The organism is Candidatus Nitrohelix vancouverensis (assembly GCA_015698305.1).
Classification (GTDB): domain Bacteria; phylum Nitrospinota; class Nitrospinia; order Nitrospinales; family VA-1; genus Nitrohelix; species Nitrohelix vancouverensis.
Window position 1 is genome coordinate 3,135,850 of sequence record CP048620.1, and the last position, 11,936, is coordinate 3,147,785.

Annotated in this window: 9 protein-coding genes; all 9 read left to right on the forward strand. The window is 54.1% G+C overall.

All coding sequences use genetic code 11. The features are described from left to right. The first annotated feature begins 2 nt into the window (after positions 1-2). Genes G3M78_14580 through murB form a run of 9 tightly spaced genes read left to right on the forward strand, consistent with a single transcriptional unit; the run spans position 3 to position 11,899 of the window. Positions 3-1,751 carry a penicillin-binding protein 2 gene (locus G3M78_14580; protein ID QPJ66560.1) on the forward strand — a complete coding sequence of 583 codons (1,749 nt, stop codon included), beginning with the start codon at positions 3-5 and terminating at the stop codon, positions 1,749-1,751. Beyond that, positions 1,751-3,319, forward strand: coding sequence for a UDP-N-acetylmuramoyl-L-alanyl-D-glutamate--2,6-diaminopimelate ligase (locus G3M78_14585; GenBank protein QPJ66561.1), 1,569 nt, complete (start codon positions 1,751-1,753; stop codon positions 3,317-3,319). Before G3M78_14580 ends, G3M78_14585 begins: the two co-directional genes overlap by 1 nt. Further along, complete coding sequence (locus G3M78_14590; GenBank protein QPJ66562.1) at positions 3,312-4,724, forward strand: UDP-N-acetylmuramoyl-tripeptide--D-alanyl-D-alanine ligase; 1,413 nt, start codon at positions 3,312-3,314, stop codon at positions 4,722-4,724. The genes G3M78_14585 and G3M78_14590 overlap by 8 nt, the downstream gene beginning before the upstream one ends. Before the next feature lie 3 nt (positions 4,725-4,727). After that, positions 4,728-5,813 (forward strand): phospho-N-acetylmuramoyl-pentapeptide-transferase, encoded by a 1,086-nt coding sequence (locus tag G3M78_14595; GenBank protein QPJ66563.1) that lies wholly within the window; start codon positions 4,728-4,730, stop codon positions 5,811-5,813. A gap of 3 nt (positions 5,814-5,816) precedes the next feature. After that, positions 5,817-7,163: a UDP-N-acetylmuramoyl-L-alanine--D-glutamate ligase gene (gene murD, locus G3M78_14600; GenBank protein ID QPJ66564.1), complete on the forward strand. Its 1,347-nt coding sequence runs from the start codon at positions 5,817-5,819 to the stop codon at positions 7,161-7,163. A gap of 3 nt (positions 7,164-7,166) precedes the next feature. Then, complete coding sequence (ftsW, locus tag G3M78_14605) at positions 7,167-8,282, forward strand: putative lipid II flippase FtsW (GenBank protein QPJ66565.1); 1,116 nt, start codon at positions 7,167-7,169, stop codon at positions 8,280-8,282. Between the two features lie 15 nt (positions 8,283-8,297). Further along, a complete protein-coding gene (gene murG, locus G3M78_14610; protein ID QPJ66566.1) occupies positions 8,298-9,443 on the forward strand; it encodes an undecaprenyldiphospho-muramoylpentapeptide beta-N-acetylglucosaminyltransferase in 1,146 nt (381 codons plus the stop codon). Then, positions 9,434-10,810, forward strand: coding sequence for a UDP-N-acetylmuramate--L-alanine ligase (locus tag G3M78_14615; protein QPJ66567.1), 1,377 nt, complete (start codon positions 9,434-9,436; stop codon positions 10,808-10,810). Before murG ends, G3M78_14615 begins: the two co-directional genes overlap by 10 nt. A 33-nt stretch (positions 10,811-10,843) precedes the next feature. Beyond that, a complete protein-coding gene (murB, locus tag G3M78_14620; GenBank protein QPJ66568.1) occupies positions 10,844-11,899 on the forward strand; it encodes a UDP-N-acetylmuramate dehydrogenase in 1,056 nt (351 codons plus the stop codon). Positions 11,900-11,936: the final 37 nt, after the last annotated feature.

The following is an 11,936-nucleotide window of genomic DNA, read 5'->3' on the forward strand; positions in this document are numbered from 1 at the left end:
CCATGACTCGCTCTAAAAAGAAATCGCCAGAAAAAAATGAAGGCCAGGGATTCAATTTCCGCCTGGGACTGGTGACCTCGATCTTCATCCTGTTCGCGGGGGCTTTGAGCGCGCGTTTGTTTTATCTGCAGATCATCCAGCATGAAGAGCTGGTCGCCCAATCCGAAAAACAGTATCAAAGCGCCGTCAAAATCTACTATGGCAGAGGCGCCATTTTCGACCGCAACGGAACGCCGCTCGCGGCCAATATCGAAGCCGAGTCTGTCTATGTCTCTCCGGTTGAAATCTTCAACAAAAAGGAAGCGGCGCGTCATTTATCGAAAACGCTGAACCTGTCATTCGATTCGGTTCTGAAAAAAATATCCACCGACAAACAATTCGCGTGGATCAAACGCAAATGCGATCTACGTGAAATCGACGCCTTGCGGGCGCTCAATCTTGCCGGCGTCGGATTCATCGTCGAGCACAAACGCTATTATCCAAAGCGCGAGCTGGCCGCGAATGTGCTCGGCTTTGTCGGTCTGGACAATCAGGGTTTGTCCGGCGTAGAGCTTTACCACCACGAGCTTCTCAAGGGATTCACGCAACTCAAGGTCATGGAAAAAGACGCGCGCGGTCGACCTGTATCGGCGTTCTCCTCCATGATCAATGCGGACAGGGGAAGTAGCGACGTCGTCCTCACACTGGACGAAGTGATCCAGTTCACCGCCGAATATCATTTAAAGAAACAGGTCGAAGCCTACAAGGCGAAATCCGGCATCGCCGTGGTCATGGACCCGAACAGCGGGGAGATCCTGGCGCTGGCAAGCGCTCCGCAATTCAACCCCAATCAATATGGGTCCTATAAACCTGCGGCGTGGAGAAACAACATCGTCGGCAGTTCTTATGAGCCGGGATCGATTTTCAAACCGATCATCGCCGCCGCCGCTCTCGATCAGGGATTGGCGCGTCCGCAGGATATTTTCTTTTGCGAAAACGGTAGTTTCAAACTGGGTCGCACCCATATCGGAGAAGCCGCCAACCATAAATTCGGCTGGCTGACCCTGCGCGACATCATTTCGAAATCCAGCAATATCGGCTCCATCAAAATCGCTCAACAAGTCGGCGAACAAACTTTTTACGACTACATGAAAAAATTTGGCTTCGGCGAAAAATCCGGCATCGACCTTCCGGGTGAAGCGGGAGGTCAATTGAAAGAGCCGGAACGCTGGTCGAAACTGTCCCTCGCCTCGATTTCATTTGGCCAGGAAGTGGGCGTGACGCCGATTCAGATGATTTCCGCCCTGAGCAGCATCGCCAACGGCGGACGCCTCATGCAACCGCATGTCGCCAAAGCGGTCATGAAAAACGGTCAGAAGGTGAAAACCTTCCCCGCCCGTCCTGTGAAGCGCGTCATTTCAGAACGAGCCAGCAAACAGATGGTCGATATTCTGAAAACCGTCGTCAAAGAAGGCACCGGCGGCAACGCCGCTATTGACGGCTACGAGGTCGCAGGCAAAACCGGAACCGCGCAAAAATACAACCAACAGACAAAGTCCTATTCGCAAGACGACTACATCTCTTCGTTCATAGGCTTTGTGCCTGCGGATGCGCCGCGTCTGGCGATTCTCGTCATGATCGACGAGCCTCGCGGCAGTTACTGGGGAGGAACGGTAGCCGCTCCGGTTTTCAAGGACATCGCGGAGAAGGCCTTGCGCTACCTCAACGTTCCTTCAACAAAAGAAACAGTTTTCATTCTGGATCGCGCCTGATGAACTGCGCAACCGTTATAAAACCTGACTATGAGCCTAACGTCGAAACCTGCGTTGAAATCATGACCGAACAATTCAACATCAAGAATCTGGTGAACGGAGCGGGAGCGTTGCAAACGCTTGGCGATATGAATCGATCCGTCGCGTCCGTTGAATACGATTCGCGTCGCGTCGCGCCGGGTTCCCTGTTCGTGGCGATCTCAGGCTTTCGCCAGGACGGCGCGCGTTATATCAAAGACGCTATCGATAAGGGATGCGTCGCTGTCGTATCCGAAAAAGAACCCCTCGCCGTTCAAGCGGAACTTGGCGGGAACAAAGATATCGCCCTGATTCAAGTACAAGACGCCAGACAGGCCCTGGCTTGCATCTCGTCTAATTTTTACAACAATCCTTCGAACCGGCTGGCCCTCACCGGCATCACCGGAGCGAACGGCAAGACTACAACCGCCTACCTGATGGAATCGATTCTGCGGGAGGAAGGGAAACGCGCCGGCGTCATCGGAACCATTAATTACCGATACGCCGACACGATCATTCCCGCTCCTGTCACCACCCCGGAGTCGTTGGACCTCAACCGCCTGTTACAAGAGATGACGAGCCGGGGCGTCTCACACTGCGTGATGGAAGCGTCTTCACACGCCCTGTACTTGAAGCGCGTCTGGAATCTGGATTTTGAAGTCGGCATTTTCACCAACCTGAGCCGCGACCATCTGGACTTTCATGAGTCGATGGAAAATTACAAATCCGCAAAGAAACTCCTGTTCAAGGCCAACAATGTAAAAAAAGCCGTGCTCAATCTCGACGATCCGGTCGGTCGGGAAATCCAACAGGAACTGAACATCGAAACGATAGGCATCAGTCTGAACGGCCCTGCAGATGTGACCGCCGAAGACATACAACGAAAAGACAACGCGACGCATTTCACGCTGAAAACTCCCTGGGGTTCGGTTGCGATGCAAACCGCCTTGCTCGGCGCGCACAATCTTCAAAATATTCTGTCCGCCGCGTCCGCCGCTCTGCTTCAGGGAATCTCCCTCGAAACCGTCGCGCGCGGCATTGGCAAGGTTGAAAACGTTCCCGGTCGTTTCGAAGGCGTTCAGGAAGGACAAAAATTTCTCGTGGTCGTCGACTACGCGCACACCGACGACGCCCTGCGCAACGTGCTGGAAGCCGCGCGACAGTTGACCTCAAAGCGTCTGATCGTGGTGTTCGGTTGCGGCGGCGACCGGGATCGCGGCAAACGACCGCTGATGGGTTCCGTCGCCCTGAAACTGAGCGATTGCGCCATCATCACCTCCGACAACCCGAGGAGCGAAGACCCCGAAAGCATCATCAACGATATCGTCGAGGGAATGACCATCGAACTGAAGCAAACGCGTCGACACGAGATCATTGTCGACCGAAAGCAGGCGATCCAGCGCGCAATTGAACTGGCAGAAGAAGGCGATCTGGTTTTGATCGCGGGCAAGGGGCATGAAGATTATCAAATTCTGAAAAGCGGAACGATTCACTTTGACGACCGTGAAATAGCCCGCAATGCGATCCATAGGAGGTTACAAAATGATTGAAGGACTCGCATCGCAACTGCCCGAACTGACCGACGGCAAACTGGCTCAGGGAAACCCGGACGCGAGCTTTCGCGGCGTTTCCATCGACTCCAGAACCGCAGAGGCGGGCAACCTGTTCTTTTGCATCGAAGGCGACCGCTTCGACGGTCATGAATTCATACAAGACGCAATTTCGAAAATGGTCGCTGGGATCGTCCTGTCGAAGGATCGATTAATCCCCCCTCTTTCGACAGGCCCCAGCGGCTCTGAAAATCCGTTCATCATTCTTGTCGACGACACCCTGCTCGCATTGCAAACGCTGGCGCAGAATCGCAGACAGCAAAGCAAGGCGACCGTGGTCGCCATCACCGGCACCAACGGAAAGTCGACCACCAAAGAAATGCTCGCCGCTATCGCCGGAGCAAAATTCAAAACGCTAAAGAGCCGCGGCAATTTCAACAACCATATCGGATTGCCCCTAACCCTCATGGAACTCGCAGACGATCATGAAGTCGCCATCCTTGAAATGGGAATGAGCGCGAGCGGAGAAATCAAACGACTGGCGGAAATCGCGCGGCCCAACATCGGTTTGATCACGAATGTTTCCGAAGCGCATCTCGAAGAATTGAAGACGATAGAAAACGTGCAGGCCGCCAAAGGCGAGCTGTTCGAAGCGCTGAGCGAGCAGGACACCGCCGTGGTCAATGCAGACGATCCACTCGTCGCCGATCTGGCGAAGCGCCTGCGCGCGTCCAGCATTGTATACAGCGCCAAGAAGCAAGCCGAGGTCTGGGCGGAGAACATTCGACCGCGAGCGCCTATTGGTTACGACTTCACCTTGAATATCGCCGGAACAAAACTCGACCTGAGCCTGCCCTTTCCCGGTCAGTGCAATATCCAGAACGCCGTCGCCGCATTCGCCGCCGCCAGCGCTTTGGGAATGCAACCGGAAGCAATGCAGGAAGGTTTCAAAACTTATCAGGCCCCGCCACAGAGACAGGAAATGATTGAGTGGAATGAAATCCTCTTCATCAATGACAGCTACAACGCCAATCCGCAATCCATGCGCGAGGCTATCGACACGCTGAAAAATTTCAAAATCGAAGGCAAGCGCATTTTCGTCATGGGAGAAATGCTGGAATTGGCGGATCGCTCCCAGAGCGCGCACGAACAAATCGGTAAAGACGTGGCGGAAAACAAGATCGACCTCTTCATCACCAGCGGGGAAATACCGGCGATGGCCGCTCAAGCCGCCATCGCGTCGGGTATGGACGCCAGCCAGGTGATCGCATCGGCCAATGTCGCCGGAGCGGTTGAACTGTTGAAACTCCTGATCGCCCCTGGAGATTGCGTATTAGTGAAAGGATCGCGCGGCGCTCGAATGGAGCGCGTTATCGAAGCATTTATAACCAAGAACGGTTCCTGAATCATGCTCTATCACATTTTCTATCCATTGGCTGAAGACGTCTCGCTGTTCAACGTCTTCAAGTACATCACGTTCCGATCCGCCTACTCAGGAATCACCGCATTGGGCTTGAGTCTTTTGCTCGGCAAGGTCATGATCAAACTGCTCCAGAAATTGCAGATCGGAGAAAAGATCCGCGAAGACGGCCCGCAACAGCACCAGATCAAATCGGGCACGCCGACCATGGGCGGATTGCTGATCCTGTTCACATTCGGCCTCTCCACTTTGCTGTGGGCGAATCTTGCGAATCCTTATATCTGGTTGACGCTGTTCGCCGCCGTCGGATTTGGACTGCTGGGATTCGCCGACGACCTTATCAAGCTGAGGAGCGGTAAAGGCGTTTCGGTGCGCGGCAAACTCGTGGTGCAAATTCTTCTCAGCGCCGTCATCGGAATTTACATCATCTTCTTTGACGCCTCGCGCGCCGATTACGCGACCAAATTGCACGTTCCCTTTTTCAAGGAATTCCAACCCGATCTGGGTCTCTGGTATCTGCTCTTCATCATCTTCATCATTGTCGGCACCTCCAACGCCGTCAACCTGACCGACGGTCTGGACGGGCTCGCCATTGGGCCGATCATCATCGCGACGCTGACTTACACGGCGATCGTTTATCTGAGCGGTCATTTCAAATTCGCAGAATACCTGCAGATACAGCATATCAAGAGCGCCGGAGAACTTGCGGTGCTGAGTTCGGCGCTGGTGGGCGCCAGCCTCGGCTTTCTCTGGTACAACGCCTACCCCGCGCAAATGTTCATGGGCGACGTCGGTTCCCTGTCGCTGGGAGCCATCCTCGGCACGATAGCGGTGATCGCTAAACATGAGTTATTGCTGATTCTGGTCGGCGGAATTTTCGTCATCGAAGCGCTCTCGGTCATCATTCAGGTGGGTTATTTCAAATACACCAAAGGCAAACGGTTTTTCAAGATGGCTCCCATTCATCATCATTTTGAACACTGCGGCTGGGCGGAACCCAAGGTCATCGTCCGCTTCTGGATCGTCGCCGTCGTGCTGGCCATGATCGGCCTGAGCACGCTGAAACTGAGATAAGCCATGATACTCGCGAACAAACACACAACGGTTGTCGGTATGGGAAAGACGGGCCAGGCCCTCGCCCGATTCCTGACCGAACACGGCGCGAACGTAACGGTCGTCGACTCGAAATCCGAAGCGGAATTGAACGAAGCCATTTTGCAATTGCCCAACGGAACCCGGGTTCAATTCGACTCCTGTCAACCCGGCGACGACGCCGAGTTGATCATTCTGAGCCCCGGCGCCGCGATCGACGCGCCTTTCCTAGAGATTTCAAAAAGCAACGACGTGGAAATCATCGGAGAAATGGAACTGGCGTTTCGCTTCAACAAAACGCCCATCGTCGCGATCACGGGAACGAACGGAAAATCCACCGTCACCACGCTCACGGGGCAAATGATTCAAGACGCAGGATACAAAGCCAGGGTCGGGGGAAATCTGGGAACGCCGTTCATCGACATGATTGGCAACGACGACTTGGATTATCAAGTGCTCGAAACCTCCAGCTTCCAACTGGAAGGCGTAACGACCTTTCGACCGCATATCGCCGTCATTTTGAACATCACGCCCGATCATCTCGACCGGCACCACTCATTCGAAATTTACAAGGCCGCCAAGGAAAAGATCGCGACGAATCAGACCGAAGAAGATTATCTGGTCACAAACCTCGACGATCCGGAAACCGTGAAACTGACTTGCGGCAAACGCGCCCAAAAACTTTTCTTCAGCGCGCGTATGGCGGGAGATCAGGGCGCTTTTTTGATCGACGATCAATTCGTGGTTCGCTTTGAAGGCGAGGAGAAACGCGTCTGCAATCTGGACGAATTGCCGAATTGCCTGCAATGGCAACCGGAGAACGTCCTCGCCGCTCTCGCGGCAACGGCTCCGCTCAAAATCCCGGCGTCGGCGCTGTTAAAGACTCTGCAAGGATTCAAGGGGCTGGAGCACCGCATGGAATGGGTTCGTTCGATCAAGGGCGTCGATTATATCAACGACTCCAAGGGAACCAATATCGGCTCGATGATCAACTCGCTGGAACACATCAACGCCCCGATCATCTTGATTCTGGGAGGACGAGACAAGGCGGGAGATTTCGCCTCCGCCGTTCCCAAATTCAAGGAGAAAGTCAAAAGTCTGATCCTCATGGGCGAAGCCCGAGAACACATCCGTCGGTCGCTGAACGGAAGCCCGGACTATCAGGAAGTCGACAGCCTCGAAGAAGCGGTGCGTCTGGCGGCGGAAAAAGCCTACGCCGGCGACGTCGTATTGCTCAGTCCCGCATGCGCCAGCTTCGATATGTTTAAAAATTATGAAGACCGGGGACGACAGTTCAAAGCCCTCGTTAACTCGCTCGAACTCGACGCATAGATAATGAATTCATCCACGACAAATACAAAGACCTGCGACCCCATTTTGGGCATCGTCATTGGCGCGCTGATCATCATCGGCATCGTCATGGTCTATTCGTCAAGCGCGGTGTACGCGCTGGAAGAATACAAGGACCCTTATTATTTCCTGAAACGTCAGGTCCTGTGGGTGATCATCGGATTCGTCGCCCTGCGATGCACACGCAACATCGACTACCGTCTGCTGGAAAAATACGCCTATCCCATTTTACTGCTGGCCTTCCTTCTTCTGCTCGCCGTGATGATTCCCGGCATGGGCAAGGAAGTGGGCGGCGCGCGACGCTGGCTGTCGATTGGAGGTTTCAACTTTCAGCCCTCCGAAATCGCAAAGATCACATTGGTGATTTTCATCGCCAAATCGCTGGTCAAACGGTCCGACCAGTTAAAAAATTTCGCATACGGCTATTTGCCCAACATCATTGTTCTCGGATTCTTCTTCATCCCAATCCTGTTTCAACCGGATTTTGGGACGGCCATGATCATCGGCATCGTCGCCATCTCCATGCTGTTCATCGCCGGAATCCGAACCAAGTTTCTGGTCTATTCCGTGCTGGCCGTCATCCCGCTCCTCGTATCGGCGGTGACGGGCGCCGAATACCGCATGCGACGCATTCTGGCTTTTCTCGATCCCTGGCAAGATCCATCCGACTCTGGATTTCAGGCCATTCAATCATTTTACGCTTTTGGGCGCGGCGGAATCTGGGGCGTGGGATTGGGCGATGGCAGTCAGAAACTATTCTATCTGCCCGAAGCGCACACTGATTTCATTTTCTCCGTCATCGGCGAAGAACTGGGATTTGTCGGCGCCATGGCGATCGTCGCACTATTTTGCATTTTTATCTGGAGAGGTTTCAGCGTTGCGCTCAACGCCAAAGACGCTTTTGGAACAAACGTGGCGATCGGATTGACGCTTTTGATCGGCATTCAGGCGTTCACCAATATGGGAGTAGCCATCGGCCTGTTGCCGACCAAAGGGCTGACGCTCCCATTCATCAGCATGGGAGGTTCGTCTCTGGTCGCGGTCATGATCGCTTCCGGAGTGTTGCTCAACATTTCAGAACGACCTGTGGTCAAACGCTAAGGTTCGTTCATCACTATGCCCACGCGCGTTGTCATTGCTGGCGGAGGCACCGGGGGGCATTTGTTCCCCGCCATCGCTCTGGCGCGGGAATTGGAAAAATCTGTCATGGATATTGAAATCTCATTTGTAGGTTCAAAGCAGGGCCTGGAATCGAAAATCATTCCGCGCGAAGGGTGGAATTTAAAAACCATCTTCACGGCGGGTTTGATGGGGAAGAAAGGCCTGAATCGCTGGGTCTCCCTGAGCAAGCTTCCCGTCGGGATTTTGCAGTCCGTTTGCTTTCTTGTGCAGAAGAAGCCGGACCTGGTCGTCGGCGTCGGCGGCTACGCTTCCGGCCCTCTGGCCCTGTCCGCCTGGATGCTCAAAATCCCGATTCTGATCCATGAACAAAATTCCATACCGGGAATGACCAATCGCTGGCTCGGGAAGATCGCCGACAAGGTCGCCGTATCCTTCAAAGATTCAGAACGACATTTCCCTGCAGGAAAAGTGGTCGAGACCGGCAACATGATCCGCGAAGAATTCTGCGTCCCCAGAGAACAGGCGACCCAGAAACGAACGGACAAATTCTGCATTTTTGTGATGGGCGGCAGTCAGGGCGCCCATTCCATCAACGCCGCCATGATGGAGGCTTTGGAAAGCCTGCTCGAAGAAAAGGATCGCATCCATATTATTCACCAGACAGGGACCGCAGATTTTCAGGCGGTCAAACAAAGTTACGACGATTTTGGATTCAGCGCCGACGTGCGGCCCTTCTTTGAAAACATTGAGAAACCTTATCGCGAAGCGTCGCTTGTGATCTCGCGCGCCGGAGCGACGACCCTTGCTGAAGTCACGGCCTGCGGCAAGGTTTCCATCCTGATCCCGTTTCCTTATGCGGCGCACAATCATCAGGAAAAAAACGCGCGCATTCTCGAATCAGCAAACGCGGCTGAAATGATTCTGGATCAGGAATTAACGGGACAACAACTCGCTCAATCGATCCAGCGGGCATTGAGCGACGAACAACGACTTGAAACGATGGAAGCCAACAGTTATCGACTGGGCAATCGCGAAGCGACAAAAAACGTGCGCGACTTGTGCCTCGAGCTGATGAAAACAACCCAAAACCAGATGCGCAACGATAACGCGTCCAAACGCCATGAGCTGTCATGTTTCTAGGAAAAACCCAGAGGATCCATTTCATCGGGATAGGAGGCTCCGGTATGAGCGGCATTGCTGAAGTGCTCATCAATGAAGGCTTCGACGTCTCCGGCTCCGATCTGGCTTCGAGCGCCGTCACCGATCATCTGCAAAAACTCGGAGCGAAAATTCACTTCGAGCATTTGCGCGAGAACGTGGATCAGGCTCAAGTGATCGTGACCTCCAGCGCCGTCAAACAGGACAACCCGGAAGTGGTCTGCGCCAGAGAGCAGATGATCCCGGTCATTCCGCGCGCCGAAATGCTGGCGGAGTTGATGCGCATGAAATACGGCATCGCCGTCGCCGGAACGCATGGCAAAACGACGACGACCTCGCTGATCTCCACCGCCCTCGCCGGCGGCGGACTCGACCCCACAGTCGTCGTCGGCGGGCGCCTCAAACAAACGGGCGGACACGCGAAACTCGGGCAGAGCCAGTTTCTGGTCGCCGAGGCGGATGAGAGCGACGGATCCTTTCTACATCTGTCTCCGACCATCGCCGTCGTCACGACGCTGGATGAAGAACATATGGATTTTTACAAAACTCTCGACCGCATGAAGAAAACCTTTCTCGACTTCATCAACAAGGTGCCTTTTTACGGGGCGGCGGTTCTGTGCCTGGACGATCCCAATATCCAGTCCATGCTTCCGCAGGTTCAGAAACGCTACATCACTTACGGACTCGCCAGCCAGGCCGATTACACCGCGCGCAATATCGTGATCGAGGGATTGAAAACCTATTTCAACGTTTACCTGCACGGCGAGGAACTGGGAACGATACAGTCCGGCGCCTCCGGCAGACACAACGCCTGCAACACCCTGGCCGCCGTTGCGGTCGGCATGGAATTGAATCTCGACTTTAAAACCATCGCGCAAGCGCTGGAAACATTTGAAGGCGTGCAGAGACGTTTTGAAATCCTGCACGATTCCGACGACCTGATCTGGATGGACGATTACGGGCACCACCCTGCGGAGATCAGGGCCACCCTGCGCGCCGCCAAAGAAGTCTGGCCGAACCGGGAACTGGCGGTCGTGTTTCAGCCGCATCGTTATTCCCGAACCCAGTTTTCAATGGAAGATTTCTGGACCGCCTTCAACGACGCCGACTTGTTGGTCGTCACCGATATCTACGGCGCGGGAGAAACGCCGATTGCGGGGATCGACTCAAGTCAAATCGTCGAAGGCGCGCGCAAGCACGGTCATAAACGCGCGTTCTACATTAAAGAATTTGAAGAGATCGTAGAATTTTTAAGAAAAAACCTGGCTCCGGGCGCGGTATCGGCAACCCTGGGCGCGGGCAATGTCTGGAAACTCGCCGAGTTATTTTTCAACCGCGCCGTCCGCTGACAGACGGGGCCGCTGATTAAGGAATAAACATCAATGCTCATCGAACCTTGGAAACGCAAGTTAATCAACCTCTCCCGCAACGGCGCGGTTTCTAAAGTCACTCGCCCTCATTCGCTGGGTTCGGAAATCACTGTCCTGGGACGCAAACTTTATCAGAGCCAAACCATGAATCCTTCTTATTTGTGGCTTCAAAAAATCCAGGGTGAAGTGCGCACGGATGAACTGATGTCCGAGCACACCACCATTCGAATCGGCGGACCGGCGGACGTCTTCATATTGCCCAAGGACGTTGCGGATTTGCAGAAAATCATGAAGCATCGCGGAACCGCTCCCTGCTTTATTTTAGGCGAGGGAAGCAATCTGCTGGTGCGCGACAGCGGCATTCGCGGCATCGTCGTTTCTTTGAAGAAAGGCTTTCGAAACGTCGGACGCCCCCTCTTCTTTAAAACGGCGGATGGCAAAGAAAAAGCGGTCATCAAGGTTCAAGCGGGCGTCAAGATGTCTTATCTCGCCAAATACGCGGCTCGTTATTCCTTGACCGGCATCGAACATCTGGCGGGAATCCCAGGATCGCTTGGCGGCGCATGGACGATGAACGCGGGAGCGGAAGGCGTCGAGATCGGGCAGGTAACAAGAAGCGTTTCACGAGTGAACGAAAAAGGCGAGTTGGAGAAATTAACGAAGGACCAAATCGAGTTCCAATACCGCAAGACGCTGTTTCCCGACGGCGGCGGCATTCTGTTTGAAGGCGAACTGGAACTGGAAAAAGGCGACGCGAACGAAATTCAAAACAAAATGGAAAGCCATCTGACGCGACGCAGCGCCAAGCAACCTCTGACCACCCCGAACTCCGGGTCGATTTTCAAGAACCCGAGCGGAGACGCGGCGGGTCGGCTGATCGAAGCCGCAGGATTGAAAGGGTTTTCTATCGGCGGCGCGGCGATCTCTCTCAAGCACGCCAATTTCATCGTCAACAAAGGCGGCGCCAAAGCGAGCGAGGTATTGCGATTGATCGAACTGGTCAAGGAAAAAGTAAAAACCGAATCCGGCGTCGAGCTGGAAACAGAACTGGTAATCAGCGGTGAGTGAGATGAACGCGCGAAGCAATCATTTTTATGGTCCGCAA

Excerpts from the sequence above, each read along its gene's own strand:
- G3M78_14615 (QPJ66567.1), top strand. The coding sequence starts at position 9,434 with ATGTTTCTAGGAAAAACCCAGAGGATCCATTTCATCGGGATAGGAGGC.
- G3M78_14595 (QPJ66563.1), top strand. The coding sequence starts at position 4,728 with ATGCTCTATCACATTTTCTATCCATTGGCTGAAGACGTCTCGCTGTTC.
- ftsW (QPJ66565.1), top strand. The coding sequence starts at position 7,167 with ATGAATTCATCCACGACAAATACAAAGACCTGCGACCCCATTTTGGGC.
- murG (QPJ66566.1), top strand. The coding sequence starts at position 8,298 with ATGCCCACGCGCGTTGTCATTGCTGGCGGAGGCACCGGGGGGCATTTG.
- G3M78_14590 (QPJ66562.1), top strand. The coding sequence starts at position 3,312 with ATGATTGAAGGACTCGCATCGCAACTGCCCGAACTGACCGACGGCAAA.
- murD (QPJ66564.1), top strand. The coding sequence starts at position 5,817 with ATGATACTCGCGAACAAACACACAACGGTTGTCGGTATGGGAAAGACG.
- G3M78_14585 (QPJ66561.1), top strand. The coding sequence starts at position 1,751 with ATGAACTGCGCAACCGTTATAAAACCTGACTATGAGCCTAACGTCGAA.
- G3M78_14580 (QPJ66560.1), top strand. The coding sequence starts at position 3 with ATGACTCGCTCTAAAAAGAAATCGCCAGAAAAAAATGAAGGCCAGGGA.
- murB (QPJ66568.1), top strand. The coding sequence starts at position 10,844 with ATGCTCATCGAACCTTGGAAACGCAAGTTAATCAACCTCTCCCGCAAC.